The organism is Aminobacter carboxidus, assembly GCF_014863355.1.
Classification (GTDB): domain Bacteria; phylum Pseudomonadota; class Alphaproteobacteria; order Rhizobiales; family Rhizobiaceae; genus Aminobacter; species Aminobacter carboxidus.
Genome location: NZ_JACZEP010000022.1, coordinates 24165 through 50926, shown reverse-complemented (window position 1 = coordinate 50926; position 26762 = coordinate 24165). Strand labels below are relative to the sequence as shown.

22 protein-coding genes are annotated in these 26762 nt (G+C 63.6%); 11 read left to right on the top strand and 11 right to left on the bottom strand.

The features are described from left to right. Positions 1-451: 451 nt before the first annotated feature. From nadE to IHE39_RS29885, 5 genes are all read right to left on the bottom strand, one after another. Entirely contained in the window at positions 452-1273 is an 822-nt protein-coding gene (nadE, locus tag IHE39_RS29905; RefSeq protein WP_343070145.1) for an NAD(+) synthase, read from the bottom strand. A 230-nt stretch (positions 1274-1503) separates the two neighbouring features. Then, complete coding sequence (locus IHE39_RS29900; protein ID WP_192569091.1) at positions 1504-2697, bottom strand: amidohydrolase; 1194 nt, start codon at positions 2695-2697, stop codon at positions 1504-1506. A 47-nt stretch (positions 2698-2744) separates the two neighbouring features. Beyond that, entirely contained in the window at positions 2745-3521 is a 777-nt protein-coding gene (locus tag IHE39_RS29895) for an amino acid ABC transporter ATP-binding protein (protein WP_281399425.1), read from the bottom strand. After that, the gene (locus IHE39_RS29890; protein ID WP_184773027.1) at positions 3521-4489 is read right to left on the bottom strand and encodes an amino acid ABC transporter permease; all 969 of its coding nucleotides are present in this window, start codon (positions 4487-4489) and stop codon (positions 3521-3523) included. Before IHE39_RS29890 ends, IHE39_RS29895 begins: the two co-directional genes overlap by 1 nt. A gap of 5 nt (positions 4490-4494) precedes the next feature. Further along, positions 4495-5370 (bottom strand): ABC transporter substrate-binding protein, encoded by an 876-nt coding sequence (locus IHE39_RS29885; protein ID WP_184773029.1) that lies wholly within the window; start codon positions 5368-5370, stop codon positions 4495-4497. A 344-nt stretch (positions 5371-5714) separates the two neighbouring features. Between IHE39_RS29885 and IHE39_RS29880 the strand changes: the two genes are divergently transcribed. After that, the gene (locus tag IHE39_RS29880; protein ID WP_184773031.1) at positions 5715-6587 is read left to right on the top strand and encodes a LysR family transcriptional regulator; all 873 of its coding nucleotides are present in this window, start codon (positions 5715-5717) and stop codon (positions 6585-6587) included. 63 nt (positions 6588-6650) lie between these two features. On the opposite strand, the gene IHE39_RS29875 is transcribed toward IHE39_RS29880, so the two are convergent. From IHE39_RS29875 to IHE39_RS29865, 3 genes are all read right to left on the bottom strand, one after another. Continuing rightward, the gene (locus tag IHE39_RS29875) at positions 6651-7997 is read right to left on the bottom strand and encodes an amidohydrolase family protein (RefSeq protein ID WP_192569090.1); all 1347 of its coding nucleotides are present in this window, start codon (positions 7995-7997) and stop codon (positions 6651-6653) included. A 387-nt stretch (positions 7998-8384) separates the two neighbouring features. After that, the gene (locus IHE39_RS29870; protein ID WP_343070143.1) at positions 8385-9035 is read right to left on the bottom strand and encodes an efflux RND transporter periplasmic adaptor subunit; all 651 of its coding nucleotides are present in this window, start codon (positions 9033-9035) and stop codon (positions 8385-8387) included. Between the two features lie 32 nt (positions 9036-9067). Beyond that, positions 9068-11875, bottom strand: a complete 2808-nt coding sequence (locus IHE39_RS29865) for an autotransporter family protein (protein WP_192569089.1) — start codon at positions 11873-11875, stop codon at positions 9068-9070. 285 nt (positions 11876-12160) lie between these two features. Here IHE39_RS29865 and IHE39_RS29860 point away from each other — a divergent pair, with 285 nt between their 5' ends. The 8 genes from IHE39_RS29860 to IHE39_RS29825 all read left to right on the top strand — a co-directional run bounded on the left by IHE39_RS29860 (position 12161) and on the right by IHE39_RS29825 (position 19118). Continuing rightward, positions 12161-12532 carry a nuclear transport factor 2 family protein gene (locus IHE39_RS29860; protein ID WP_192569088.1) on the top strand — a complete coding sequence of 124 codons (372 nt, stop codon included), beginning with the start codon at positions 12161-12163 and terminating at the stop codon, positions 12530-12532. Between the two features lie 495 nt (positions 12533-13027). Next, positions 13028-14386 carry an NAD(P)H-dependent oxidoreductase gene (locus tag IHE39_RS29855; RefSeq protein ID WP_192569087.1) on the top strand — a complete coding sequence of 453 codons (1359 nt, stop codon included), beginning with the start codon at positions 13028-13030 and terminating at the stop codon, positions 14384-14386. Positions 14387-14405: 19 nt separating this feature from the next. After that, positions 14406-14732 (top strand): putative quinol monooxygenase, encoded by a 327-nt coding sequence (locus IHE39_RS29850; RefSeq protein ID WP_192569086.1) that lies wholly within the window; start codon positions 14406-14408, stop codon positions 14730-14732. Positions 14733-14745: 13 nt separating this feature from the next. After that, positions 14746-15651, top strand: a complete 906-nt coding sequence (locus tag IHE39_RS29845; RefSeq protein WP_192569085.1) for an NAD(P)-dependent oxidoreductase — start codon at positions 14746-14748, stop codon at positions 15649-15651. Between the two features lie 30 nt (positions 15652-15681). Further along, positions 15682-16677 carry a DctP family TRAP transporter solute-binding subunit gene (locus IHE39_RS29840; RefSeq protein ID WP_434781354.1) on the top strand — a complete coding sequence of 332 codons (996 nt, stop codon included), beginning with the start codon at positions 15682-15684 and terminating at the stop codon, positions 16675-16677. 56 nt (positions 16678-16733) lie between these two features. Continuing rightward, complete coding sequence (locus IHE39_RS29835; RefSeq protein WP_246485690.1) at positions 16734-17315, top strand: TRAP transporter small permease; 582 nt, start codon at positions 16734-16736, stop codon at positions 17313-17315. Further along, on the top strand, positions 17312-18592 hold the full coding sequence (locus tag IHE39_RS29830; protein ID WP_192569083.1) for a TRAP transporter large permease: 1281 nt from the start codon (positions 17312-17314) through the stop codon (positions 18590-18592). The genes IHE39_RS29835 and IHE39_RS29830 overlap by 4 nt, the downstream gene beginning before the upstream one ends. A gap of 13 nt (positions 18593-18605) precedes the next feature. Further along, the gene (locus IHE39_RS29825) at positions 18606-19118 is read left to right on the top strand and encodes a gluconokinase (RefSeq protein WP_192569082.1); all 513 of its coding nucleotides are present in this window, start codon (positions 18606-18608) and stop codon (positions 19116-19118) included. A gap of 18 nt (positions 19119-19136) precedes the next feature. Here the strand turns inward: IHE39_RS29825 and IHE39_RS29820 are convergent, their stop codons facing one another. From IHE39_RS29820 to IHE39_RS29810, 3 genes are all read right to left on the bottom strand, one after another. Further along, a complete protein-coding gene (locus IHE39_RS29820; RefSeq protein ID WP_192569081.1) occupies positions 19137-20027 on the bottom strand; it encodes a LysR substrate-binding domain-containing protein in 891 nt (296 codons plus the stop codon). A gap of 313 nt (positions 20028-20340) precedes the next feature. Continuing rightward, the gene (locus IHE39_RS29815) at positions 20341-21483 is read right to left on the bottom strand and encodes an efflux RND transporter periplasmic adaptor subunit (protein ID WP_192569080.1); all 1143 of its coding nucleotides are present in this window, start codon (positions 21481-21483) and stop codon (positions 20341-20343) included. A gap of 15 nt (positions 21484-21498) precedes the next feature. Next, entirely contained in the window at positions 21499-24639 is a 3141-nt protein-coding gene (locus IHE39_RS29810) for an efflux RND transporter permease subunit (RefSeq protein ID WP_192569079.1), read from the bottom strand. A 215-nt stretch (positions 24640-24854) separates the two neighbouring features. On the opposite strand from IHE39_RS29810, the gene IHE39_RS29805 reads away from it, so the two are divergent. Together IHE39_RS29805 and IHE39_RS29800 are read left to right on the top strand one after the other, a co-directional pair. Further along, a complete protein-coding gene (locus IHE39_RS29805; RefSeq protein WP_192569078.1) occupies positions 24855-25427 on the top strand; it encodes a TetR/AcrR family transcriptional regulator in 573 nt (190 codons plus the stop codon). A gap of 209 nt (positions 25428-25636) precedes the next feature. Further along, positions 25637-26728, top strand: a complete 1092-nt coding sequence (locus IHE39_RS29800) for a helix-turn-helix transcriptional regulator (protein ID WP_184773045.1) — start codon at positions 25637-25639, stop codon at positions 26726-26728. Positions 26729-26762: the final 34 nt, after the last annotated feature.

Below are 26762 nucleotides of genomic sequence, written 5' to 3'. Positions count from 1 at the left end.
GGGGCGGAGCGGTCGGGGCGGCTTTGGGGCAGGGAGCGGATTGGCGGCTCTTCGCGGGGATTGTGCGAAAGTTGACCTTCAGGCGCGTGACAAGCGGCGAACAACGAGCGCCACGAAGGAGTACGAGCCGTCGGCACTCATCGTCCAATCACTCATTGTTCGCTCCCCAGCGCGAATTGTAGTCTGGCGATGCGAACCGGGAACATGTGTGGTCCTGCCGTGCTGTGTGCACCGCCATCAGCTTCCACCAGCAGAAGACCAACGACTTCTGCTCCTCCGCTGTCGGGCAGGTCGCCAGCATCTTTTATGCCGACGACGCCTTCTCCGCTGGCCGACGGCTAGGCCGTGGAAAGCCTTATCACGCGTCTGCTGACGCTACGAGACGGGCCGCTTGGTCTAGCAATGCCGGTAACGTTGCCCGGCGTGATCGAAGTGCTGGGCGGTTCAGCGCCTACTCTGGGGTGACCGGCAAGGCACGTTTGTGCGCTGTTGCCACATGCGCCGTGAGGATTCGCTGGCGGGCTGGTTCCGTAACCGATTTGCCTTCCAGAAAGTCGTCGATGTTGTCGTATGTTACGCCATACACCTCTTCATCCGGCCGTAGCGGCGCATCGGATTCAAGGTCAGCGGTGGGCACCTTGTCGATCAGTTCCTGCGGCGCGCCAAGACGTGCGGAGATCGCACGCACGCGCCGCTTTGTGAGACCTGAGAGCGGCAGGATATCGGCCGCGCCATCGCCGAATTTGGTGAAGAAGCCCATCAACGCCTCTGCTGCATGATCAGTCCCGATCACCAAGCCGCGCACGGCGCCGGCCAGCGCATACTGCGCAATCATGCGCTGGCGGGCCTTGATGTTGCCCAGATGAAAATCCAGCCGCGCCAACTCGAAGAGGTCACCCGCCTCACGACGGACTTCCGCCAACATGGCGTCGACGGCCGGCCTGATGTTGATCGTCACCGTGCGGTCGGGGCAAATCACTTCGAGCGCCGTCTGCGCGTCGGCTTCATCGGCCTGGATGCCATATGGCAAGCGCACAGCGATAAACTGCGCCTCGTGACCGTGGTCGCGCAGGCGTCGCACGGCCGCCTGTGCAAGCATCGCCGCGGTCAAGGAGTCAACACCTCCGCTGATCCCAAGCACATAGGCGCGCATCGCGGATGCTTTGAGATAGTCGGCCAGAAATGTGATGCGCCGCTCGGTTTCCCCGGCGGCGTCGAAAACTGGAGCCACCCCAAGGGTCCGGATGATATCCGCCTGTAGGTCAAGCACGATGATCGCTCCCTGTTCTGGCGTGGTATTCCCAGCTTTTGGAGAAAAAGCTCCGCTTGCGATGTAATTCGCGAAGCGCCAGCATTGTGTCAATGCCCTGCCTTAAGAAGGGCATTGAAAGCTCTCCTGGCTTTCACAGGCTCGGACCGCGCCAGCTCTCACGGGATGCCAGCGCGGCCTGTTCCAGTCACGTTGCAAGCCGTCGATGCTCAGACGCCGGAATGCGAGGGTGCTCAGACCAGCACGTCACCGTCGCGGGCAATAATGCGTCCGCCCGAGATCACTAGCTTGCGCGGAGGACAACGGATGAGCGCATCAGAGACATTCTCGGCGTCGACCAGCACGATGTCGGCTCGCGATCCCGCGACGAGGTCATGCACATCACGTCCGACGAAATGCGCACCGCCCTTGGTCGCCAGCTCCACCGCGGCAAGAAGCTTGTCGTCGTGGCGCAGCCCGCTCAACCGCGCGAACTGATGCGCAACACGCAGCATGTCGCCGTCGCCGAAGGGCGACCACAAATCGCGGATGCCATCGGTGCCAAGACCGAGGGGCACTGACCGTTGCCGCATCTGCTGCCAGGGGAGAGGCGCCGTCCCGCCCATTGCAACCGTCGTCCACGAGACACCCGCTTCCGCGAGCTTTTCGACGATCTCCTCCTGGACGTTCTGGGGCAGCGTGCCGAGCACGAAACCGTGCGAGATGGTGACGCGTCCCTGCAGGCCGGCATCGATCGTGCGCCGCATGACCTGCCGAAACTCGTACACACCAAGAGAGCCGAACTCGTGTAGATGGAAGTCGAGCCCGACGTCGCGCTTCACGGCGATGTCGAAAAGGCCGTCCAGCACAGCCTCGACATTGCCGTCGATCGTGCCCGGATCGAGGCCGCCGATGTTGTCGGCGCCAGCTTTCGCAGCCTCGTCGAGCAGTTGCATCACGCCGGGGCGACGCAGCACGCCGTCCTGCGGGAAAGCGACAGTCTCGACCTGGATGGCATCGCCAAGCTCGGCCTTCGCAGCCTCGACACACTCCAGTCCACGCAGGCCGACATCCAGATCAACGTCGATATGGGTGCGGGTCGCCGTCGTGCCGTTCCGGATGAATTGGCGCAGCACTGCAGCGCTCGATGCCACATTCGGTACGCCATACTTGTCGCGCTGGGCGCGCTCATTGGCGATCCAGCCTTCTACAGTTGGACGGTCGGAGTATGTGTAACCAACCCAAGGCTTGCCCCACCAACTCTTGTCGATATGTGCGTGGGTGTTGACGAAACCCGGCATGGCGAGCAGGCCGCCTCCATCGACATCGCCTGCATCAGTCCTGGTGGTCGGACGCACACCGGCAATCCGGTCACCCTCGATGAGGATGTCCACTGGATCGGCGCCCCACGGACGTACGTTGGACAGCGCGTAACTCTTGTCTTTCATGATGTTAGTCCTTGAGTTGTAGTCGTGTGTCCGGGCTGGGCCGAAACTCAGTGGACTCGGCGTAGGAACGCCGCTGTGCGCTCGTGCTTGGGGTTGTCGAGTACGTCGCGAGCTGGCCCATCCTCAAGGACGCGTCCTTGATCCATGAACACCACTCGGTCGGCGACCTCGCGGGCGAAACCAATCTCGTGTGTGACGACGAGCATGGTCATGCCCTCCTCGGCCACTTTGCGCATGGTGGTGAGCACCTCGCCGACGAGCTCAGGGTCCAGTGCGCTGGTCGGTTCGTCGAACATCATCAGCCGCGGCTCCATCGCCAGCGCCCGGGCGATTGCCACGCGCTGCTGCTGGCCACCTGAGAGTTGACTCGGAAACGCGTCCGCACGATCGGACATCCCCACGAGGGCGAGGAGATTCCGCGCCTTGTCGACACTTTCTTTGCGCGGATGCTTCAGGATTTTCACCGGGCCGTAGATGATGTTGCCCAGAGCAGTCATGTTGCCGAATAGATTGAAGTGCTGAAACACCATCCCGATGTGTTGGCGCGCCTTCGCGATCGTCCGCTCATCTTGCTCGTACAGCACATCGCCTCGAAGCTCGTATCCAATGCGCTCGCCCGCCACCTCGATCACACCGCCGTCGACCGGGTCCAGATGGTTGATGCAGCGTAGTAGTGTGCTCTTGCCCGAGCCGGAGGGCCCCAGGACGCACACGATCTCGCCCTTTCGGATCGCCAAGTCCACGCCGCGCAGGACATGGTTTTCGCCGAGCCATTTGTTGACGCCCTCGACTTTGAGCATCGTGTTCGTCGTTGCAGTGTTCATCACGTCCGTACTCCACTCACCGCGACAATCGTTTGCGCGTTGCCAGGACGCTGCCTGTTTTTACGCGCCTGTCGCGAGCCGGGCTGGCTGGCATTGAACCGCTTTTCCAGGAAGTGCTGTCCGATACTGGCCACCGTGACCAGGATCAGATACCAAAGCACCGCAACGATCAGCAGCGGCAGGATCTTGAAGTTCTGACCGTAGATGAGCTGCGTCCTGGTCAGCAGGTCGCTGCCGCCGATAACGGAAACAAGCGACGTCGCCTTGAGCATCCCGATGAACTGATTGCCCGTGGGTGGGATGATGACGCGGATGCTCTGTGGCAGAACGATCCGCAACAGCGCCTGGCCGCGGGTGAGCCCCAGGCTCATCCCAGCATCGATCTGGCCCGCTGGCACCGATATCATGCCGCCGCGGATGATCTCCGCCATGTAGCCAGATTCGGCCAGCGACAACGCGATCAAGCCCGCCGAGAATCCGGAGATGAGGTTATTTGTGCTGTAGCCGAAGATTGTTGGGAAAAGCACCGCAAGATTATACCATAGCAGCACCTGCACGAGCATCGGGACGCCCCGGAAGAACCAGACGTAGACGCGCCCGATGACGCTTGCGACCTTGTTTTGGCTCTGGATCATCAGTGCGATGAACAATGCGAGCACTATGGAGATCAGCATCGCGAGCACGGCCAGTTGAAGCGTTACGCCGACACCGCCAAGAATGACCGGGTGGAACAAGAATGCCGCGGAGACACCCCACTCCATGTTTGGGTTCGTTGCCTGGGAAGCAGCGAACATCGATAGCAGCGCGATGACAATCAGGGCGCTGACGATCTGGCCGTACCTCGTCCGTTGCTTGGCGTGAAACGGCGCGTCCTGAGTCGCGGGCTCCTCGCCCGGCCGCCGCACAAAGTGCATGACGGCCGGGCCGACCCGGTCTTGACCGGGTCGCTTGCTGTTGAGATTCGACATCAAAATCAGTCCTTCGCCAGGTTGACCCCGAAGTCTTCGAGGTTGATGACCTCGACCTTCCACTTGGCCAGGATCTTGTCGTACGTGCCGTCTTCGTGAATAGCCTTGAGCGCCGCAACGAAGCCGTCGCGCAGTGCCGCCTCGTCCTTGTTGAAGGTGATCCCCAGGTAGACCTTCGGCTCGAATTCAATCGGCATGTGCTCAAGCATGTCTCCGGTCTCGCGCATGATGACGGAAACCGCCATGTCAGGCCAAACCATCGCGTCGATACGGCCAGAGGTAAGGGCGAGGTTCTTGTCGCTGCTGTTGGGGTACGAGACCAGCTTCGTCGGCTCTTTGCCGTCGGCGATGCAGGCCGCTGCCATCAGGTCAACCAGACGCTTCGCGTCGCTGCCCTTAACGTCCCCGATTGTAATGCCGCAGCCGCCATTCACCGCGCCAGTTATTCCCTTGGGATTGCCCTTGGCGAGCATGAACACCGAGCCGGCCAACTGATAGTCGATGAAGTCGACCTTTTCCTGACGGTTCTTACGGTCGGTCATGCCCGCGATGGCGGCATCGAACTTCTTGCTCTGCATGCCGATAAGGATCTGGTCGAAGGGGACTTTGTCCCACTGGACTGGCAAGCCGAGCTTAGCCGCCATCGCCTCCATGAGATCGACGTTGTAGCCCTTGATGCCCGACTCGCCGATCGGGGTGAAATTCGCCGGCTCGAAGTCGGGCTGGGTGGCTACCGTGAGCACGCCCTTCTCCTGGTACTTTTGCGGCACCAAATTTGCCAGCGGCGCAGCTGCATCGAATTTACTCTGTGCAATGGCGGCCGGGCTGTAGGCGGTGACACCGAGCAGGGTCAGACTGGCTACTGCCGCCCCCATCGCCATGTGGATACGGTGCTTCCAAGAGTAGTTTGATGACACTATTTTTCTCCTCCGTTCGGGTTGTCAGGTCGACCAGACCCGTGGCCTCCTCCGGCCACATGTCGGTCTGGTTTTTAGCGCGGCTCAGTCAGCTTGAGGGCCTGGTGTTGATCTCGTCCTCACGGCGACATGCGCGGTGAGGGCCTGGAAGTCCTGCGTTGAACGTTGGCTACTGATGGCAGTCCATCCTGTTGAGATGACCAAGGCTGATGCGAGTGGCTATTTTCAGTAGCCTAATATTAGGGTATTTTGAAATTAAATAGACCAATGGTATCCATTCACGTTCGTAATTGACATGGAGGCTTTGCTTGTTTGATCCACGATTGCTGCGCGCCTTCGTCGGCATCCTCGATACCGGGAGCTTCACGCGTGCGGCTGAGCACCTGCACCTGACGCAATCCACGATCAGTCAGCAGATTGCCCGACTGGAGGCCAGTGTCGGACATGCGCTGGTGGACCGGGATGCGAGACCGATCTGTGCCACCGCTTCGGGCGAGCGACTCCAGGGCTACGCCCGGCGTATCCTCACGCTGCAGCAAGAGGCTCAGGCAGCACTTGGTGATCCCACAGGCTTGACGGCCATCCGCATTGGGCTGGCCGAGGACATTTTCGATGGCTCGATGGCTGCGCTGTTCCGCGACTTCGCGCGTGGGCGCCGCGAGATCAGGATGGACGTGACTTCCGGCCTGAGCCGCGATCTTACCCAGCGCTTTCGGGATGGCGAGTTCGACATCGCCGTCGTCAAGGAGCCCGCGCCGAGTGCAGACGTTCGCGCGTCCTTCCCCGAGCCGATGGGCTGGTTTGAAGCGCTGGACGCCGACCACGACTGGCCGGACCCGATGCCACTTGTGGTCTTCTCCCCGGGCGGCCTTTATCGAGACCAAATGTTCGAGCGCATTGAGCGGGAGCGGCGGCGTTGGTACGTCGCTTTTTCGAGCAGCAGCCTTCCAAACATCCTTGTAGCTGTGGAGGCAGGCTTCGGCATCACGCTCCTGCCCCTCGCCACCACGCAGGGTCGACGGGTCCGGAGCTACGTGCCATTCGGTACCGAGCCCGCGATTGCTGTCTCCGTCTATTCCTGGGAGCAGACCGGCCCGGTCCGCGAACTTCTCGAGTGGATGTCGTCCGCACTGGAGCTACGCTGTCATGGAAGTGTATCCAGCGCCGGCGTTGCTAGCTGACGACGCTCAACATGCGTAAGAGATGGTGCCAACAAACCGGCCGCGATACCGAAATATCGGGCCCTAGCCCTTGTCCACCGTGCCGAACACCAGTCTGCCCTTGTGGAATGTCGCAAGACGGGGCGACCGCCGGGCGACGGCCTCAGCAGAGCAACTGCCGGCAACCAGGACGAACTCGGCTGGATCACCGGGGCTGGGCCATGCGCGGCTGCCGTCGTCAGCCAAAGGAAGAATGTCGCCGGACGCGATCGCCATGGCACGGCTCAGGCCGAACTCGTCGCCGTTGCGATAAAGTCTGGCCCAGAGGTTGGCTTTCTCAAGCATGTCGCCCGTGCCGAAGGCAGACCAGTGGTCCATCACGCTATCCGTGCCTGACATCAGCTTGACGCCGAACCCGCGAAGCTGGGGTAATGGCATGGCGGGGGCCCAAATCGGAATGGCCGAGACCACGGTCACCCCTTGGGCGGCCATGCGGCTGGCGAGCTCTTCGAGCTCCTCCGGCGAAAGGGTGGCGAGCGCAACGGCATGGCTGAGGCTCAGCCGGTTCTTCAGCTGGGGTGTCCGCTCGATCGTTTCGATCATATAGCGGATCGCGTCGACACCCGCAGGGGCCATCTCGTGAAGGTGGATGTCAACAGCCTTGTCATGATCCAGGGCGATCTGGAACATGGTGTCGAGCGACTTTTCCATCGCGCCGTCCACGACGGTCGGATCCAGCCCCCCAATGAAGTCGACGCCCATTCCAGCCGCTTCCCGCATCAGGCCCTCGACCCCGGAGCGGAGCAGACCGTGCTGGGGGAAAGCCACGATATCGCAGGATAAGGACTCGCTGCGGTTTTCCAGCGCGAGCTTAAGGTGCTCGAGGCTTTTCAGCCCACTGATTGGATCAATGTTGCAGTGGCATCGGGCTCTGGTTGTGCCCTGTGACAGAAGCAGGTCGATGACCGCCTCCGCGCGCTCGCGGGATGTCCGCAGCAGTTCGGGCAGCAACGCCGCCTCGCGAGCGATCATGTCGAAGATCGTGGCACCCCGGCGCGGCAAGGGCGCCCGCCACGGACCACCGTAGAACGTCTTGTCCAGATGGACATGCATGTCGTGAAATGCGGGTAGCATCAGCGCGCCGCGCGCCGAATAGCGCGGCAGCCCCGCGTTCAGAGCGGCACCCTTCGCGAGCACGGCAACGATCCTGCCATCGCGGACCTCGATGACTTGCAGCGCTGTCTTTGTCGCGACCACGCATCCATTCTCATGCTCGAAGCCCTGCTCAAGGAGCGCATCATCCAGATAGTAGTGATTGTCAGTAACGCTGAGGACACCGGCCTCCGCGAAATGCGTCGTCAACCCTCCGGCCCGGCGGTGCCGATCTTCGCGAAGAGCTTCCGGGTCATCGTATTTCTCCGTCAGCTGCATTGTGAAGTCCTCTACATCCCCGGAATGGGCCCGGAATGGGCCCGGAATGGGCCCGGAATGGGCTGCCAAAACCGAAGCGATCTAACTTGACCACCCGAGCAGGATGCCCGGGCGCTACTGTGCGGGTATCCCGCTCCGGCAACGCCGTATTGTCGACAATAATACCAATTGATTGTATACATTCCACAGATGAAGATATAATTCAAGCATAAAGTTTTTTGGCGTCCAACCGACCCTGTTAGCGGATTCAGGCGCTGTCAGACAGGAGGGGCGCCTGGGCCGCCGGCGACTGACGAGGGTATCAATCTCTTAGGTCATCGCACCGGATGTCCGCGGGGAACCTTGGTCAGGAGGGGGAAGACGAGGCCAGGCACAAATGCAGCCCGCTTACCCGCCGCCGCCATCAAGCGGCTGCACCGCTGCGCCTGGAAAAATCTTCCGCAAATTGCCGGAGATGATCCTGTCGCCTTCCTTGATGCCTGACGTCAGCGTCACCAGATCGCCGTCGGTGGGGCCGAGGGCGACGACGCGTTGTTCGACGAGGTTGTCCTTGCCGACGACATAGACATATTTGCCGAACTGGCTGGAGCCGAGTGCCGTCTGCGGCACCATCAGGGCGTTGGGCAGTTGCCTGATGTGCAGGCGGATGCGGACATATTGGCCTGGTAGTAGCGACAGATCGAGGTTGTCGATCGTCGCGCGGGCGGCAATCGTGCCGGTGTTGCGCGCAACGGCATTGTCGATGAAGGTCAGCTTGCCCTGACGCGGCGCACTGTCGGCGCCGGGGATGATGACCTCGGTCTCGACGGTGCCGCTGGCAAAGGCCTGCTGGATCTCGGCCAGCTCGGTCTCGCCAGGGTTGAAGGTGATGTAGATCGGTGCGAGCTGGACGAGATTGTTGAGCGGTGTGCCGGCTGAGCTGGTGACCAGCGTGCCTTCGGGTGCCTGGTTGCGTCCGGGGCGGCCGGCGGGCTGTTGCTGAAGACAGCCCGACAGTCCGCTTCGCCGGCAGGCCTTGGCGCCGTCATGTGCAATCACCTGGCCAAAGCTTTGACCCAGCCGTTGGCCGCTCAAAAACTCATCGCAAAGCCCACCGTTCCCTTGACGCCATAGCTGCCGGCGAAGCTGGTGGAGGCCAGCGCCTCGCCGTGCAGGGCGCCGCCGGCCCAGCGATAGGTTGCGCCCAAGCCGAGTTCGGCGCCGAAACGCTGCGTCGCAAAAGACGTGTCGAGGCCTGAGACCAGCACGCTTGTGCCGTCGAGGAACGCGTAGGTCAGGTTGGCGATGCCGTGGAGCTGCGTTGCGGCCGCTTCATGGTTGGCGGCAATGCCGATGCGGCCCTTCAGGCTGTCGCCGTCCTTGAGCGAGACGACAGCGCCGAACCGGTCGGTGAAGCTGTCGAAGTCGACCGACGACCAGGCAAGCTGCGCCTGCGGCGTCAGCGACCAGCCGTCGCCGAGCGCGATATTCCGGCCGGCCTCCAGGCTGAGCGATTGGCCGCTGCCGTTAATGTCGTCGCCGACCCTGCCGATGCCGGCGGCATCCAGGTCGCTGCGCAACAGGGCCATCTGCACTTGTCCGTCGACATAAAAGCCGTTCTCGCCAAACCAGCTCAGCGTCGCGCCGATGCCGTAGCTGGTGGTGGCGGTGGATCCGTCGCCGATGCCGGAGAAGATGTCGGCGCCGGCGCGGCCATATTGCACGGTCAGCCCGCCGATCCACATGCCCTGGGCGCTGGCCGCCAGCTGGCCGTCGAGGCCGGCCTGCAACAGCGTGCCTGTGGTGTCGAAGCCTGTGCCGCCGCTGCGCGAACTGGCTGACTCGACGCGGCCATGCGCGCCCTCGATGCGCGCCCAGATGGGGCCTGGAGCCACGCCGCCGATCGGCGCGGCACCGTCCAGCTCCGTGTCGTAGCGGGCGCCGACGCGCTGCTTGAGGGTGGGCAGCTCGACCATGCCGAGCAGCAGCTGCGGATAGGTCTCGTAGACAGGCAAGGTCGGCGCCAGGCCGGACGAGCGCAGATACCAGTCGCCATCGGCGGGGTCGGCAATGCCGTTGTGGTAAAGGCCATAACGATAGGCGCCGGCGATGGCCGGCCCGGCGAGCGCGAAGGCACCCGCATCGGAGATGCCATCGACCCGGATGACGCGGATGCCGTCGGCGGTGGTCAGGCCACCCGTGCCGCCGACATTGATGACGCTGACCAGCGTTGTGCCGCTGCCGCCAATGCTGTTGCCTGTGATGACGAGCAGGTCCGTCGGCGCGGTGTCGGTGCCGAGTTCGGTGGCGATCTCGAGCACGCCGCCATAACCGGTATAGTCGCTGGCAACAGTCAGCGTCGTGCCCGGTGTGCCGCCGAACGTCACCCGTCCGGCATTGTTCAGCGATCCGACAGACTGGTCGAAGCCGTTGAGCGCAAGCGTTGAGCCGCCGAGGACCATATGCGCCGACCCGGCACTGAAGACATTGGCAGCGCCCGCGGCCAGCACGCCTGACGCAACCGTCGTGCCGCCGGCATAGCTGTTGGCGCCGTTCAGCGTCAGCCTACCCAGGCCATCCTTGGTCAGGCCGCCCGCGCCGGTCATTTCGGGGGCGATGCCGATATCGTGGCCATTGGTGTCGATGATGCCGCCGGCTGTGCCAAGGCTGATCTGTTGAGCGCCGTAGTTGCGGAAGAAGGTCGCGTTATCGGCGATGGCGCGGATGATGCCGCCATCCAGGGTGACATGTGCCGTGCCGATGCCGCCCCGGAAGCCGCTGGTTTCCACTACCCCGCGGGCACCTGGTGTGCCCAGCACGTCAAGCGTGCCGCTTGCCGTCGCATCCGACATGCCGAGATAGACGCCGCTCCGCGCAAAAACCCGGGCGCCGTCTGCGATGGTCATGGCGCCGACGCCGTAATTGCCCAAGGTGAGATTGGAGCCGGTCATCTCCCAGCTCGACCCCGCACCTGTGACGGTGACGGAGCCGTCGCCACCGGCATTGGCGCCGACATAACCCTGGTTGCTGCTCACACGGGCGCCGCCCTCGATCCGCAGGACGCCCTGGGCGCCCAGGCCGACCGTAAGCTGGTCGGTCATGGTCCAGGACCCGGCCGATGTCAGCAGCGCCTCGCCATATCCGCCGACGCCGATGATCGCGTCGTGGCTCGAGACGGTGGCGCCGTCGGAGATGGCAATTTCGCCCTGGCCGTAAGTGCCGATGTTGATACGGCCTGTGGTTACGACGCGGCCGCCATGGGCAACGTTCAACGTGCCGCTGCCCTCATAGCCGACATTGAGGTCGTTCTGATGCGTCCAGGTCGAGGCGTTGCCCTGGCCATCGTCGCCCGACACGGTGACGACACCGACGCTGCCGGGGCTTGCGCCGACATAGCCCGACGCGCTGCTGACGCGCCCGCCGGAGAGAACATCGAGCGTTCCGTCGCCAGACTGGCCGATGACGACGTCACCGAGATTGTTCCACCATGAGCCCTGGCCGGAAACCGTAACCGAACCGGTGCTGCCAGCCTCATTTCCGACAAAGCCGCCGCTATCGGTCACCACCCCGCCATCGAGAATGTCCAGGGTGCCGCTGCCCTGATCGCCGACAGTGAGAAAATCCGTGTTGGTCCAGGTCGAGGCGTTGCCCGCGCCATCGTGCCCGCTGACGATAACAGTGCCATTGCCGCCGATATCGCTGCCGACCGAGCCCTGCCTGTTGGTCAGCGTGCCGCCATTGTGGATGGTCAGGGCGCCGATGCCGGTGCGGCCGATCTCAAGATCGTCGCCGCTGGTGATAACAGTCGGATCGGAAGGATCGACGTCGCCACTGAGGATGACCTGCTGGGCCGACACCGGCGCGCTCGCCAGCATCAAGGCCAAAGGTGCTGCGACCATGGGCAGGCAACGGTGGGACGGTTGGAAAGCCCCAAACGGGCGGCGATGCTTCAACATGGAAAACCGAAATGATTCAAATACTAAGCGAGCTTGGGAGCGTTATGGTTAAAACTTCGATAATCTGCGCCGGCCGGCACGATCATAAAGTCGTGGGGCAGAGGGGCTGTGACGAGAGGTCGGGTTCGCGGGCATGGCGCCGGACGCAGAAGCCGCACATAATCAGGACATGCCCGAGCCGTTGCCTGGCGAACAGAGGGCAGGGCTCTGGATGGTCGGAGACGCGCCATGGATATCCTGTCGCTGCTGACGGAGCTGAGCGACGCTTTCAACGCGCATGATCTCGATCGCATCCTCGCGCTGTTTGCCGACGATTGCGTTCTGGAGATGCCGAGGGGCAATGCGCCGTGGGGCGCGCGCTTCGAGGGCAAGCCGAAGGTGCGGGAGGCACTGGCATCGCGCTTTCAAGGGCTGCCTGACGTTCACTACGGCAATACGGAGCATTTCGTCGATGCGGCGGCTGAAACCGGCATCTCGAAATGGACGCTGACGGGCACGACACCGGATGGCGTTCGAAAGCAAGTCCGTGGCTGCGACTTCTACAGCTTTCGCAACGGCAAGGTGATCCGCAAGGACTCCTACTGGAAGATCGTGGAGTGAAGCCTTAGCCTATGCCGGCGTCGTGCTGCGCTCCACCCGCAACAGGCGGGTCGACGCGATCCTCCCGAGTGCCTGGACGACCACGCGCCTGCCGATAGCCAACGACGCCGGCCGCCGCGGACACGCCCGGTGGGTGGACGGCTGCTCCGCCCGCCGCTGTCGCCGCGATCCGCAAACGCTGGCGCGTGCGACCTTGCGCGCTGAACTGCCTCGATGCGCCGGAACAAGCTGCTGATTTGTTAGCCTGCCTAAACAGACGAGCTTTCGTTCTAAATTGAGCTAAACAGGCAAGCGCGCTAATCAGGACGGGTCGGAACGCGGTCAGTCCTGCGCCGGCCTGGAGGGAGGAGCCTCCCAGCATATTCTGGAATTTCAACCTTCCGGCGCAGCCGCCGGATCGTTGCGCGATCCTGTCTTGTTGCACCTGGCGGCCGACTGCCTTCGGCGACGGATGGATTTCGCGCGACCGCTCGTGAACAAAAGGGACCTTCCATCATGAATCTCGCGTCACTTCTCGCCGCCCGCACCGCCGCGGGCAAGCCGGTTCGGGTCGGACTGATCGGCGCCGGCAAGTTCGGCTCCATGGTGCTGGCGCAGGCCCAGCGCATTCCCGGCTACCACATGGTCGCGGTTGCCGACCTCAATGTCGGCAAGGCGCGGGACGCGCTCGAGCGTGTCGGCTGGCCGAAGGAGCGCTTTTCGGCGACCAGTGCCGCCGATGCGGTCAAGAACGGCACGACCTTCGTTACCGACGACGTTGCCAAGCTCTTGGCCTGCGGCGAGATCGAATGCGTCATCGAAGCGACCGGCCATCCGATTGCCGGCACGCGCCACGCGCTTGCCGCCATCGAGGCGAACAAGCATGTCGTCATGGTCAATGTCGAGGCCGACGTCATGGTCGGGCCGATCCTGGCCCAGAAGGCGGCGGCAAAGGGACTGGTCTACTCCATGGCCTATGGCGACCAGCCGGCGCTGATCTGCGAGCTGGTCGACTGGGCCCGCGCCACCGGCTTTGAGGTTACCGCAGCCGGCAAGGGCATGAATTTCGAGCCGCGTTACCGCTATTCGACCCCCGATACGGTCTGGGGCTTCTTCGGCTGGTCGGAGGAATATGTCGCCAAGGGCGACTTCAATCCGAAGATGTACAACTCGTTTACCGACGGCACCAAGGCGGCGATCGAAATGGCTGCGGTGGCCAACGGCACCGGCCTCGATTGCCCCGACAATGGCCTGGCCTTCCCGCCAGCCGGCCTGCACGACCTGGCAAAAGTGTTCCGGCCGGCGGCGGACGGCGGCCGCATGGACCGCAGCGGTCTCGTCGACATCGCCGCCAGCCAGGAACCGGACGGTCGCGAAGTGTTCAACAACATCCGCTACGGGGTCTTCGTCACCTTCAAGGCGCACAATGAATATGCCAAAGCCTGCTTCAACCAGTATGGCCTGCTGACCGACCCGTCGGGCTGGTACGCCTCGATGTGGCGTCCGTTCCACATCATCGGCCTGGAGACGTCGATCAGCGTTCTGTCCGCCGTGCTGCGCGGCGAAGCGACCGGCTGCTCGAAGGAGTTCCGCGGCGATGCGGTGGCGACCGCCAAGAAGGACATGCAGCCGGGCGAGATGCTGGATGGCGAGGGCGGTTTTGCGGTCTGGGCAAATGCCATTCCAGCGACGCGCAGCCTGGCGCACCGCGCGCTGCCGATCGGCCTTGCCCACAATGTCAGGCTGAAGCGCGCGATCACGAAGGACCAGATCGTCAGCTTCGACGACGTCGAACTGGTCGACGATCTCGATGTCGTGGCGCTGCGCCGCGACATGGAAAGCCGCTTCGCGCCGAAGCCGGGCGTGGCCGCCTGATCGTCGCGAGGAAAAGCCGATGGCCGAGGCCCTGCGTTTCGTGGTGATCCCTGAATTCCGGGTCAGGCCGGCGGTCAGGGCAGCGTTCCTAGAGGCTGCCCTGGACGACGCGCAGCATTCGCTTGCCGACGAAGTGGGATGCCGTCGCTTCGACGTGGTCTGCCCCGAGGGCGTGGAGGAGACGGTGGTGTTTTACGAAGTCTATGACGATCGCGCCGCCTTCGAAGCGCATCTTAAGACACCGCATCTCAAACGCTTCCAGGCTGCGATGCAGACGCTCGGCGTCGAAGAAACGGTCGTCCGTTTTGCCACCTTGCAGAATGGCTGGAACGGCAGATCGGGTTAGGGGAGGCCCCACAATGGGCAACAGGCAAGGCAGGCATATCGGGTTCGTCGGTACCGGCATCATGGGCGGCCACATGGCCCGCCGGCTCGCCGAAGCGGGTTTCCGGGTGACGGCCTGGAACCGGACGGCCGACAAGGCCGCGGCACTGGCCGCAGCAGGCGTCGAGCGGGCCGGTAGCCCGGCCGGCGCCGCCAGCGAGGTGGACGTGGTCATCTGCATGCTGAGCTCGGGGCCGGTCTGCGACGAGGTCCTGCTGGCTGCAGGCGGTGTGCTGGAGGCGATGCGCCCCGGCGCGACGCTGGTGGTGATGAGCTCCATTCCGGTGGAGACCGCGCGCAACCAGGCAAAGCAGGCGGCCGAAAGGGGCGTCTGTTACGTCGACGCCCCGGTATCGGGCGGCGAGAAGGGCGCCCGCGACGGCTCGCTGGCAATCATGGCCGGCGGCGCGGCGCAAGAGGTTGCGGCGCTTGCCGATGTCTTTGCGCCGCTGGGGCGCCTCACCCATATCGGCCCGGCAGGCACAGGCCAGCTGGCCAAGCTCGCCAATCAGCTGATCGTCGCCTCGAACATCTGTGCGGTCGCCGAAGCGCTGGTGCTGGCTGAGCGGGGCGGGGCCGATCCGGCCATGGTGCGCGAGGCGCTGCTCGGCGGCTTCGCCGACTCGACGGTGTTGCGACAGCACGGCCAGCGCATGGTCGAAGGCAATTTCACCCCGGGCGGACCGGCGAAATACCAGCTCAAGGATACCGGCACCGCGCTGGCACTGGCCGGCTCGCTCAAGCTGCAATTGCCGATCGCCGCGACGGTCGACGCGCTGTTTCGCCGGCTCGTCGAGGAGGGCGGCGGCGATCTCGACCACAGTGCGGTTTTTCTGACATTGCAAAACATGAACCAAGCCGGGGGCGCTGGCGCCCTCTAAGATCTGTCAAGGGAGGAAAATGACATGACCATGCACAAAGCCATTCGTGGCCTTCTTGCCGGTGCCGCGATGCTTGCGGCAAGCGCTGCCCAGGCAGCGACGACGTTCACGCTGTCGACGCCCGATCCGGATGCCGCCGAGATCACCGTTGCGGCCAACAAGTTCGCCGAACTGGTGGCGGCCAAGACCAAGGGCGAGGTGACGATCAAGGTGTTTGCGAACGGCACGCTTTATGGCGGCGACCCCTCGGCGGCGGTCAAGCAGCTTGCCGGCGGTTCGCTCGACATGCTGGTGCTTGCCGGATCGCTCTACGCCAACTTCAATCCGAAGTTTTCCGCGATTTCGATTCCCTATCTGTTCGACGACGAGGCACAGCTGCGCGCCTATCTGGCCGGCGAGCAGGGGCAGGAGCTGGTCGCCGACCTGAACGGCATCGGCATCAAGGGCCTCAGCCTGTGGACCCGCCCGTTCCGCCAGATGACCAATTCCAAGCTGCCGATCGAAAAGCCTGCCGATCTCACTGGGCTGAAGTTCCGCGTGCCGAACAACCCGCTCTGGGTGGAGTTTTTCAAGAAGATGGGCGCCGCACCGACCCCGATGGCCTTCGCCGAAGTCTACAACGCCTTGCAGCTCAAGGTCGTCGACGGCCAGGAAAACCCGATCAGCGTGCCGCTGGCGGCCAAGTTCTATGAAGTCCAGGGCTTCGTCTCGATGACCAACCACATGGCCGACTCCTGGGTGCTCGGCATCAACCCGGCCAAGTTCGACGCCCTGAGCGACGCCGAAAAGGCGGCGATCAACGAGGCGGCCAAGGAAACGGAAGCCTGGAAGGCCGACAACGACGCCGCCCAGGCCGAGACGATCCTCAAGGAGCTGGAGGGCCATGGCATGAAGGTCAATCGCCTGACGCCGGAACAGCAGGCCGCCTTCGTCGCCGTTTCGAAGGAGCTCTATCCGGTGTTCGCCGGCCTGGTGAAGGACCAGGCATTTTTCGACAAGAGCGTTGCCTTCGTCGGCAAGAAGTAACAGCTAGCGCCAAGGCGGCGGGAAGAGGGGCCCGCCGCTGCTTCTGGGAGGAGCATATGGACAAGCCCATGGACGAGCCGGTGGACAGGCCGCGCACCCGTTGCGATGCGACGCTTCACGTCCTGCTGGACGGCCTCGCCGGCCTCGCCATGACGGGGGTGATCGTCGTCGTCGTGGCACAGGTCGCCAGCCGCCTGCTCGGCGTGCCGTTGTCGTGGACCGAGGAAGCCACGCGCTTCCTGTTCGTCTGGATGATCTTTCTCGGCATCGGGGCCGGGTTCCGTACCGTGGAAACGGCTCGCGTCACCGTCTTCATCGGCATGTTCAGGGGCGGGCTGCGCCGCCTGGCGGTTCCGATCTATGTCGCCTCTTCGGTGCTGTTCTTCGTGCTGACGGCATGGACCGGCTGGAAGCTGGTCCAGCAGCAATGGATGATGAACGAAACCGCCGCCACGCTGATCGTGCCGATGTGGGTGATCGGCTCGATCATGCCGATATCGGCCATCCTGGCCATCGCAGCCATTTTCGAGTCGCTTCGCACACGCCGCAGGCAGATCGAGCTGCCTGACCTCGATCTGCAATTGGGGCAGGCAGTCGACGTCGACGTCAACGTTCCCGACACGGAGCCGAAGCCATGAGCATCGCACTGCTCGTCCTGTTCCTTTTGTTGAGCGCGCTCGGCGTTCCGCTTGCCGTGGCGCTCGGCCTGGCAGCCGTCGCCGTGATCTTCGCCTTCACCTCGACCCCGATCGACCTTTTGTCGCAGAGCATGTTCTCGGCGATGAACTCCTTTCTGCTCGTCGCCGTGCCGCTGTTCATCTTCGTCGGCGTGCTGATGGAGCGGGGCCGGGTCGCCGAGAAGCTGTTCGACTTCGCCGAAGCCTGCGTCGGCTGGATGCCGGGCGGCATGGGCCATGTCAACGTCGTCTCGTCGGTCATCTTCGGCGGTGTATCCGGCTCATCCGTCGCCGACATCGCCTCCATCGGCGCGATCGAGATCAAGGCGATGGAACGCCACGGCTATCCCAAAGGCTATGCCGTCGGCATGACGCTGTGCACCTCGACCCTGTCGTCGATCATTCCACCGTCGATCCTGATCGTCATCGCCGGCTCGATCGCCAATGTGTCGATCGGCACGCTGCTGGTGGCGGGACTGATCCCGGGCCTGTTCATCGCTTTCGCCTTCATGGTGTTCAACCATGTCTATGCCGTGCGGCACGGCTACAATCCGCCATCGCCGATCAACCCGCGCAAGATAATCGTCACCGGCATGGGTGCCATCCTGCCGATGCTGACGCCGGTCATCCTTCTGGTCGGCATTGTCGACGGCTACTTCACGCCGACCGAGGCGGCGGCGATCGCTGCACTCTACACGCTGTTTCTTGCCGTCGTGCTATACCGGACCATCGGCATCGGCGAGCTGCCGGGCATCGTCGTCGAGACGGCGCGCACCTCCGGCACCATCCTGTTCATCGCCGCCACGGCCAAGCTGGCCGCATGGGTGTTCACCTTCGACGGCCTGCCGCAGCAGGTCGCCGCTTTCCTCGGCGCCGTCAGTACCGGCCCGACAATGGTGCTGATCCTGGTGTTCCTGTTCCTGATCGTCGTCGGCATGTTCATGGACGCGATCGCGGCGATGTTCATCCTCATCCCGGTGCTTCTGCCGCCCGCGGTTTCGCTGGGCGTCGATCCGATGCATTTCCTTGTCGTCACCGTCATCACGCTGACGCTCGGGCTGGTGACGCCGCCGGTCGGCGTCTGCCTGTTCGCCGCAGCGCAAGTGGCCAAGATGTCGATCGAGGACGTCATCAAGGGCGCGATGGCGCCGATGTCGATCCTGGTGCTGGCGATCCTGGCGCTGGTGCTGTTTCCGGTGCTGACGCTCGGGCCGATCCGCCTGATGGGCCTCTACTGATGGCCCCCCACTGATGGCCCCCTTGCTGATGGAAAAGCCCGACTTCATCGTCGTGATGGGTGTCTCCGGCACCGGCAAGTCAGTGATCGCGCGCAGCCTGGCCGAGCGGCTCGGTGTCGACTGGATCGAGGCCGACACCTATCACAGCCCTGAAAATGTCGAGCGCATGCGCAGCGGCAAGGGTTTGACCGACGACTTGCGATGGCCTTGGCTCGCGGCCGTGGCGGCAGCTGCCCTTGATTTGCCCGGCCGGCCGGCCGTCGTCGCCTGCTCCGCCCTGAAGCGGAGCTATCGCGATCTTCTGCGCCAACGCCTGGGCGATGTCGCTTTCGCTTTTCTGGACGGCGAGGCCGAGCTGATCCGGCAACGGCTCGGCGACCGCGCCGACCATTTTGCCGGACCGTCGCTTCTGGCGAGCCAGCTGGCGACGCTCGAGCGTCCGCAAGCAGACGAACGCTTCATCGCACTGCCGATTGCGTGGAGCCCGGATCGCATCGTCGACACGGCCGCCGCAGCCTTCGCTTGATCAGGCTCCGGCTCAGCTTCAGGCTTTGGCTCCGGCGCTGCGCTCCGCGCGCAGCCAGTCGAGAAACGTCCTGACCTTCTTGTGGCGCAGGTGGTCGCGCGGGCAAACGATCCATTGTGTCACGATGCGGATCTCGGGCGGGGTCTTGACCGGGCAGACGACGGCGCCGGCGGCAAGCTCGCGCTGCATCATCAACGTGCTTTCAAGCGCGATCCCCATGCCGCCTGCGGCAGCGTCGATTGCCATGTGACTGCGATCGAACAGCACCCGGCGCCAGCGTTCCCTGGGCTCGACGCCGGCAAGCGCAAGCCAGCGCGGCCATTGCGCCTGCGATTTGACCGAGTGGATCAGGCGATATCCCAGGACATCGCTCGCCTCGAGGCTGCCGGGCCCGGCCAGTTCAGGCGAACAGACCGGAATGAAGCTCTCCTCGGTCAGTCCCTCGACGAACAGGCCGGGCCATTTGCCGTCGCCATGGCGGATCTCGACATCGACCGCCTCGCGGTTGAAATCGGTCGGTTCGTTGGTTCCATCCAGCCGCACCTCGAGATCCGGGTTGGCGGCCAGGAACTGCTCCAAGCGCGGAAGCAGCCATTTGTTGGACAGCGTCGGTGTCGCCCGGATCGTCAGTGTCGTCACCGAGCGGTAGCCGCGGATGGCGTTGGTTGCCTCGGTGATCAGTTCGGCGCTTTCGTCGATGGACTCGAAGAAGCGTTCCCCGGCTTCGGTCAAAACGACGCCGCGTCCGACCTTGGCCAGCAGCGACACGCCGAGCTGCGTTTCCAAAGACTGGATCTGCTGGCTGACGGCCGACGGCGTGACGCCCAGTTCGCCTGCCGCACGCGTAATGCTGCGGCTGCGGGCCACCAGGTGGAACACCCAGATCGAGCGAATCGGAACTTGCGACACAAAGACATCCTAACCCTTGGATCGCACGGTCTTATCGCGCGTCGGCCAAGTCAATGCATGCCCGGCGTCGCCGACGCGGCCTGTTTGACGACGCAAGGACTGCAACAGGTGGTTCGTCTCGGGGGGCGGTCCGGCGCCTTTGTGCCACCGGCATGAAAGCGGGGGCTGAAGATGTGAAGCTGGGACGATGCGAAGCCGGGCGCTGACGATGCCCTGGCTGCCTGCAATTCGCGCCGGGGCCGGCGGTTATGCGTCGAGCCAGACCTTTTCCAGGAACATGCAGAAGCCGCAGCTCCAACGTCAGGCCAAAGGATCACCCGCCACCGCCATCGAGCGGCTGCACCGCTGCGCCTGGAAAAATCTTCTGCAAATTGCCGGAGATGATCCTGTCACCTTCCTTGATGCCTGACGTCAGCGTCACCAGATCGCCATCGGTGGGGCCGAGGGCGACGACGCGCTGTTCGACGAGGTTGTCCTTGCCGACGACATAGACATATTTGCCAAACTGGCTGGAGCCGAGTGCTGTCTGCGGCACCATCAGCGCGTTGGGCAGTTCCCTGATGTGCAGGCGAATGCGGACATATTGGCCTGGTAGTAGCGACAGGTCGCCGTTTTCGATCGTCGCGCGGGCGGCGATGGTGCCGGTGTTGCGCGCAACGGCATTGTCGATGAAGGTCAGCTTGCCCTGACGCGGCTTCTCGTCGCTGCCGGGGATGATGACCTCGGTCTCGACAGTGCCATGGGCAAAGGCGTTCTGGATCTCGGCCAGCTCGGTCTCGCCAGGGTTGAAGGTGATGTAGATCGGCGCGAGCTGGACGAGATTGTTCAGCGGCGTGCCGGCTGAGCTTGTGACCAGCGTGCCTTCGGGTGCCTGGTTGCGGCCGAGGCGACCGGCGAAGGGGGCGCGGATTTCGGTGTTTTTCAGATTGATCTCGGCGGTCCGCAAGGCCGAACGCGATATGGCAAGGGCTGCTTCGGCCTGTCGCACGGCACTGCGGCGCTGGTCGAAGCCGTCCTTGGCGAGATAGCCATTGTCGGCGAGCTTGTTGCCGCGGGTGAGGCTCGACTTGAGGTATTCGAGCGATGCCTGGTCACGCTCGATCTGCGCCTTGGCCTGGTCGAGCGCTGCCTGATAGTCCGAGGCCTCGATCCGGTAGAGCAGGTCGCCTGCCTTGACATCAGTGCCATCCGATACCGGCTGGTCCTGCAGATAGCCCGACGCCTTGGCGCGCAGCGTGACATTGCGGATGGCTTCGGTGCGCGCGGCATATTCGAGATAGATGGGAATTGTCTTCTTGACGACGCCGACCACCGGCACCGGCATGGCCTGGGGCGCCGCAGCCGAAGGGGCGGCACCCGCAGTCGTGCTGCCGACGTCCCAGCCGGCAAGCAGGTAGCCGCCCGCCACAGCCAGTGCGAGAAGGCTGGTGTTCAGACCGAGTTTGAAAATGCGCATCGTAATACTCCTGATTTATTCGGCCGGCTCGACCAGCTGGGGATGCTGCGAGCGGCGCGCAAAACGTTCACGCCAGGTTTCAAGCACGACGTAGAAGATCGGAACGAAAGCGAGCGTCAGCACTGTGGCGATCAACATGCCGCCGAAGACGGTGGTGCCGATCGACTGCCGGCTTGCCGCGCCGGCCCCTGACGCCAGCATCAGCGGCACGACACCGAGGATGAAGGCGAAGGCCGTCATCAGGATCGGGCGCAGCCTGAGGCGCGCGGCCTCGATGGCGGCAGCGACGATGTCTATGCCTTCTTCGCGCCGGCGTTTGGCAAACTCGACGATCAGGATCGCATTCTTGGCGGCGAGGCCGATCAGCATGACAAAACCGATCTGCGAGTAGACGTCGATCTGCAGGCCGCGCACCCAGATCGCCAGCAGAGCGCCGAGCAAGGCGAGCGGTACGGCGAGCAGCACGACGAAGGGCATCGACCAGCTTTCATACTGCATGGCCAGAACCAAAAAGCAGAAGACGATGGCGAGGCCGAAGACGAGGTTGGCGATCGAGCCGGCGCGGATCTCCTGATAGGTGATGCCGGTCCATTCGAAGGCGAAGTCCCTGGGCAAGGCGGTTGCCGCGACACGCTCCATGGCAGCGACCGCCTGGCTCGAACTGTAGCCTTCGGCGGCCGCACCATTGATCAGCGCTGCGGGATAATTGTTGTAGTGGGTGACCGTTTCCGGTCCCGAAACCGCCTTCAGCGCGCCCAGCGTGCTGAGCGGCACCATGTCGCCTGAGATACTGCGGACATAGAGCCGCGAAATGTCGGTGGCTTGGGCGCGCGCCTGCTGTTCGGCCTGAAGGGTGACGCGGAAGGTGCGGCCAAACAGGTTGAAGTCGTTGACATAAAGCGAACCGAGATAGATCTGCAGCGTCGAAAAGATGTCGGGCAGGTTGAGGCCGAGCAGCTTGGCCTTGTTGCGATCGAGGTCGTAGGAATATTGCGGGGTCGAGGTGCTGAAGGTCGTAAACAGCGTGAACGGGTTCAGCTCCGGCTGCTTGCGGGCCTCAGCGAGCAGGGCCTGCGTCGCCTCATCGAGGGCTGCCGCACCGCGGCCGGTCAGGTCCTCGACCTGAAACTCGAAGCCGCCGGTCGCACCCAGACCCTGGATGGAGGGCGGGTCAAAGGCCAGAACCAGGGCTTCGGGAATCTGGATCAGCTTGCCCTGGGCGATGTTTTTGAGCTCGGTCGCACTTTCGCCGGCGCCGCGCTCGTCCCAGGGCTTGAGCACGGCGAACTGGACACCGGCATTGGACTGGTTGGCGAAGGTGAGGAAGGAAAAGCCGATGACGGAGCCGACGGATTCGACGCCGGGCAGGGTGCGGAGAATTTCCTCCGACTTCTTGGCCACCGCTGCCGTGCGTTCCACCGAGGCACCATCGGGCAATTGCAGCACGACGAAGAAGTAGCCCTGGTCTTCGACCGGCAGGAAGGTGGAGGGAATGCGCTGCGACAAGGCGTAGGTTGCGGCAAGCGCGAGCCCGAACAGCCCGATGAACGCCCAGCGCCATCTGACGAAGCTGCGGATGCTGCCGGCATAGGCGTTCGACATCCAGTTGAAGCCGGCATTGAACCAGCGGAACAGGATGAATTTCGGCGCGCCGCGATGGCGCAGGAATACAGCACTCAACGCCGGGCTGAGCGTCAGCGAGTTGAAGGCCGAGATGGCAAACGAGATCGCCACCGTCAGCGCGAACTGGTTGTAGAGCTGGCCGGCGACACCAGGAATGAAAGCGACAGGCACGAAGACGGCGAGCAACACGCCAGTTGTTGCGATGATCGGGCCGGTGACTTCCTTCATGGCGATTTTTGTCGCCTCGAGCGGCGGATGGCCGTCTTCGAGCTGGCGTTCGACGTTTTCGACAACAACGATCGCGTCGTCGACGACCAGGCCGATGGCCAGCACCATGCCGAGCAGCGACAGCATGTTGAGCGAAAAGCCGAGCAGATACATCACCGTCAAAGTGGCGATCAACGACACTGGTATCGCGATGATCGGGATGATGGTGGCGCGCCAGCTCTGCAGGAAGATGAAGACGACAAAGACGACGAGCAGCAGCGCTTCAATCAGCGTGGTGACCACGTCGTCCATGGCAGCGGAGACGAAGCGGGTCGTGTCGTAGAACATGTTGTAGGACATGCCGGAGGGGAAGCGGCTCGACAGCTCGTCCATCTTGGCCTTGACGCTGCTCTGCAGGTCGAGCGCGTTGGAGCCCGGGGCCTGAAGCACCGCGAGCACGACGCTGTCTTCGCCGTCGAGGCTGAAGGACGACGAGTAGGAGAGCGCGCCGAGTTCGATGCGCGCCACGTCGCGCAGATGGATCGCGGCGTGGGTTTCAGGATCGACGCGCAGGATGATCTCGCCGAACTGCTTGGGGTCGCTCAGGCGACCGACAGCACTCACCTGCATCTCGAACGGGGTTCCTGAGGGTGCCGGCGACTGGCCGATCTTGCCGGCCGCGACCTGGATGTTCTGCTCCTGGATGACGTTCTGGACATCGACGGCGGTGACGCCGAGGCTCGCCATCTTGTCGGGGTCGAGCCAGACGCGCATCGAATAGCGGCGCTCGCCGAAGAACTGGACGTCGCCGACGCCGGGCAGACGCTTGATCGGGTCGAGGATCTGCAGATAGGCGTAGTTGGAGAGCGTGGTGAAATCGACCGACTTGTCAGGCGAGCTGAGATTGACCAGCACGTTGAAGTTGGGGTTCTGCTTGATGACGGTCACGCCTGTCTGGTTGACCAAAGCGGGCAGGGAAGGGGCTGCCTGCGAGACGCGGTTCTGGACGTCCATGGCGGCGATGTCGACGTCGTAGCCGACCTGGAACGAGATGATGATGCGCGCCGAGCCGTCGTTCGAGCTGGTCGAGGACATGTAGAGCATGCCCGGCACGCCGTTGAGCTGTTGCTCGAGCGGCGTCGTCACCGTATCGGCCACGACCTGCGCGCTGGCGCCGGGATAATTGGCGGCGACGACGATCTGGGGCGGGGTGATGTCGGGAAACTGCGCGACGGGCAAAAGGAAGTAGGAGATGGCGCCGGCCAGCACCATGATGATGGCGATCGCCGAAGCGAAGATCGGCCGCAGGATGAAGAAGTTGACCATGATGGTTCTCTCCGAGGCGGCTCGTGATGGTCGATGGCTGCCCTGGCGACGGCAACGAAAAACCGTTGCAGCGCACGGTTCCGTGCGCTGCTCCTGAACAACCCGATATTGACTTGCGATGGTGGATGTTACTATCTAGTAACAGGATAAATGTTACGGATCGGTAACATTGTCAAGGGCGTTCCAGCGACAAGATTGGAAGCGAGGAAACGTTGATGACAGCTGCTGTCAGATGTCCCCCGAGGGAGCGGATCATCGACGCTGCGCGCGACCTGTTCAGAAAGCATGGCATCAAGGGCATTGGTGTCGATGCCATCGCCGAGGCCGCAAGCAGCAACAAGATGACGCTGTACCGCCACTTCGGCTCGAAGGACGACCTGGTGTTTGTCTGCCTGCAGCAGGCAGCAAGCGAAGCCGATGCCTTCTGGGAGGATATCAAGGCCGCCAACCCCGGTGATGCCAGGGCGCAGCTGAGCGACTGGGTCCGCCGCGCCGGGGAATTCGTCACCGTCGAACATTGCAATTGCGAGCTTCTGGATGCCGCAGCGCAATTGATGGAGAGCGACCATCCGGCGCGGCAGTTCATCGAGGACCTTCGCAACCTTTACCGCAAGCGGCTGGTCGAGCTCTGCCGTGCCGCAGGTGCTGCCGACGCCGAACTGATGGTCGATGCGTTGACGCTTCTGGTCGAGGGCGCGCGGACCAACTGGCGCAGCGCCGGGCCGGGCGGTGCGGCGACGCGCTTCGTCAAGGTTGCGGAGATGATCGTCGACGATTTTCTGGAGTAGCCTGGCGGCAGCTTTGGGCCGATCCAATGGAATGGCGCCGCAGGCGTATCCTCCCTCATCGCCTTCATCGCGGCGGACGAGGATTGCGTGCTTGCCCTCATCAATGGCATTTTAGCTGTCTCTGTAATATGGTTGTCACAATTCGGTTTGCTGACATCGGGATCCTGTCATCAGCAACCGATCCGCGCTCGAACCGATTTCGGTGGGCAATGCAGGCTGGGACCGATCCGAACAATCCTGCTTTGCCCCATGGCGAGGAGCCTGAAGGATTCAGGCTCGCACGCATAGGCGACCTCCAGGATCTGGAAGGCGGCGTGTATTGGCCGCGGCTCCAGCCGCACTTCCTCAAGCCTCATTTCAAGCTATTGCGCTATAAGATTCAGGAAAGGACCGGGGCCGACCGGACCCCGAAATTCTTCTCGGTCCGGGGCGCGAGCGGGGTCGGCGATCTGGACGTCGCCTATGTTGCGGATCGGCTCGCCGCGACGCTGACCGTCACCGGATCCGGCATACCCGACTACTGCCTCACCGCCGTGAGCAGGGGCGCCTTGAAGTTCGGCGGCGCGCCGGGCGCTCGGACAGTGCCTGGAATCGGCCGCAGCGTGGGCCTGGTATACCGCGGAGTGCCCGGAACGACGCTGTCCGCGACCGGGAGCCACGAGCGACTTTCGGTTTGGATCCCTGCGACGAGCCTGAACCAGCGATTGGCTGCGTTGCTGGGTGGGCCGGTGACGAAGGACATCGCCTTTGAGCCGGTCTTCGACTGGGATGCTGTGCCGGCGCAGCGCTTGAGGCGCCTCATGGAGCTGATGGTGGAGGAGCTTCGCGCGCCGACACCCTTTGCGGGCAGCGAACTCGCCAGCCGTTCCTTCATCGACCTCATGCTCTACACACTGCTGCGTGCACTCCCTCACAACCATTCGGATCATCTTGCCCGGGCAGGCAGCCCCGCTATCCCGGGAATCATACGGCGGGCCGAGGCCTATATCCACGCCCATGTCGAAGAGCCCATCGCGCTGCACGAGGTGGCGGAAGCGGCGGGGTGCAGTGTGCGCAGCCTGCAACTTGGCTTCCGGCGGTTCCGCGAGACGACGCCGCTGGCAGCGATCCGCTTCGCCCGCCTCGTCGCGGTGCGCGACGCGCTCAGGACCGGCGACATCGCGGGCACGGTCACCGACCTCGCCCTTCGGTTCGGCTTCACCAATCCCAGCCGCTTCGCGCTCGACTACAAGGCGGCATTCGGTGAGGCCCCGCGCGACGCCTTGCGTCGCGGTTCAGGACATCGACGACACCGCAGGTGATAAAGGCGCCACGCAGGCCCGTGGGCGGTTTGCC

Coding starts and splice junctions, on each gene's coding strand:
- IHE39_RS29875 (WP_192569090.1), bottom strand. CDS start 7,997: ATGCAGCTGACGGAGAAATACGATGACCCGGAAGCTCTTCGCGAAGAT.
- IHE39_RS29805 (WP_192569078.1), top strand. CDS start 24,855: ATGACAGCTGCTGTCAGATGTCCCCCGAGGGAGCGGATCATCGACGCT.
- IHE39_RS29815 (WP_192569080.1), bottom strand. CDS start 21,483: ATGCGCATTTTCAAACTCGGTCTGAACACCAGCCTTCTCGCACTGGCT.
- IHE39_RS29810 (WP_192569079.1), bottom strand. CDS start 24,639: ATGGTCAACTTCTTCATCCTGCGGCCGATCTTCGCTTCGGCGATCGCC.
- IHE39_RS29895 (WP_281399425.1), bottom strand. CDS start 3,521: ATGAACACTGCAACGACGAACACGATGCTCAAAGTCGAGGGCGTCAAC.
- IHE39_RS29835 (WP_246485690.1), top strand. CDS start 16,734: ATGGACAAGCCCATGGACGAGCCGGTGGACAGGCCGCGCACCCGTTGC.
- IHE39_RS29830 (WP_192569083.1), top strand. CDS start 17,312: ATGAGCATCGCACTGCTCGTCCTGTTCCTTTTGTTGAGCGCGCTCGGC.
- IHE39_RS29850 (WP_192569086.1), top strand. CDS start 14,406: ATGGCCGAGGCCCTGCGTTTCGTGGTGATCCCTGAATTCCGGGTCAGG.
- IHE39_RS29885 (WP_184773029.1), bottom strand. CDS start 5,370: ATGGCGATGGGGGCGGCAGTAGCCAGTCTGACCCTGCTCGGTGTCACC.
- IHE39_RS29845 (WP_192569085.1), top strand. CDS start 14,746: ATGGGCAACAGGCAAGGCAGGCATATCGGGTTCGTCGGTACCGGCATC.
- IHE39_RS29855 (WP_192569087.1), top strand. CDS start 13,028: ATGAATCTCGCGTCACTTCTCGCCGCCCGCACCGCCGCGGGCAAGCCG.
- IHE39_RS29890 (WP_184773027.1), bottom strand. CDS start 4,489: ATGTCGAATCTCAACAGCAAGCGACCCGGTCAAGACCGGGTCGGCCCG.
- IHE39_RS29860 (WP_192569088.1), top strand. CDS start 12,161: ATGGATATCCTGTCGCTGCTGACGGAGCTGAGCGACGCTTTCAACGCG.
- IHE39_RS29825 (WP_192569082.1), top strand. CDS start 18,606: ATGGCCCCCTTGCTGATGGAAAAGCCCGACTTCATCGTCGTGATGGGT.
- IHE39_RS29900 (WP_192569091.1), bottom strand. CDS start 2,697: ATGAAAGACAAGAGTTACGCGCTGTCCAACGTACGTCCGTGGGGCGCC.
- IHE39_RS29865 (WP_192569089.1), bottom strand. CDS start 11,875: ATGGTCGCAGCACCTTTGGCCTTGATGCTGGCGAGCGCGCCGGTGTCG.
- IHE39_RS29800 (WP_184773045.1), top strand. CDS start 25,637: ATGCAGGCTGGGACCGATCCGAACAATCCTGCTTTGCCCCATGGCGAG.
- IHE39_RS29840 (WP_434781354.1), top strand. CDS start 15,682: ATGCACAAAGCCATTCGTGGCCTTCTTGCCGGTGCCGCGATGCTTGCG.